At 47.3% G+C, this 812-nt stretch carries 2 tRNA genes and 1 rRNA gene; all 3 read right to left on the reverse strand.

Going from position 1 to position 812, the window contains the following annotated elements:
• Positions 1-238: 238 nt before the first annotated feature.
• A tRNA-Ile gene (locus C1713_RS00800) sits at positions 239-315 on the reverse strand.
• Between the two features lie 201 nt (positions 316-516).
• A tRNA-Ala gene (locus C1713_RS00805) sits at positions 517-592 on the reverse strand.
• A gap of 101 nt (positions 593-693) precedes the next feature.
• Positions 694-812 (reverse strand): 16S ribosomal RNA (locus C1713_RS00810); the annotation flags it as partial.

An 812-nucleotide genomic window follows, 5' to 3' on the forward strand; every position in this document is an offset into this window, starting at 1 on the left:
GACAAATCCTCCACATAGCTCTGCTATGCGTCCGGTTTGTCTCCGCGGCAGACCATAAAATCTGCGCCAAGCTGAATGACTTCATTTCATCAGCGATTCCTCGGGAAAATCTATTCTGTTACTTTCTACCTTCCGGTAGAAGACCTCAGTGAGGAAAACATCGCGTACATGAGAACGCTTCGTTTCCCTTTCTTAGATTTTCTTGTTTCTTCTGTGCAGTTTTCAGGGAACAAATAAATGGTGGGCCTAAGTAGACTTGAACTACTGACCTCACGCTTATCAGGCGTGCGCTCTAACCAGCTGAGCTATAGGCCCATATTAGGCGCAAAGACGAGATTTTTGTGTATGGCCGTGTCATTCAAATAAGTCCTGCGGTCAACGTAATTGCCATTACGGCTCCCTTGAACTTATTCTCATTCCTTGCCCTACGCAAAACTTTCGCTTTGCTTAGTGTAAACTAAATCGGAGTTCCGTTATATCGTAACGTTCCTACGATCTAGGATAACATACAAAAGATGGTGGAGACGAGGAGAATCGAACTCCTGACCCCCTGCTTGCAAGGCAGGTGCTCTCCCAGCTGAGCTACGCCCCCATTTTATGATGGATGTTACCCTCAAAACTAGACAATGCAAAACATAAGCTCAGATGTACCGACCTAAGATTTCAAACCGTGAGGTTTCTCTTAATCCTTAGAAAGGAGGTGATCCAGCCGCACCTTCCGATACGGCTACCTTGTTACGACTTCACCCCAGTCACCTTCCCCACCTTAGACGGCTGCGCCGGCTTCGGGTGTGAATGACTTCCGTGGTGTG

It is taken from the genome of Centipeda felix (assembly GCF_900186465.1).
GTDB classification, from domain to species: domain Bacteria; phylum Bacillota; class Negativicutes; order Selenomonadales; family Selenomonadaceae; genus Centipeda; species Centipeda felix.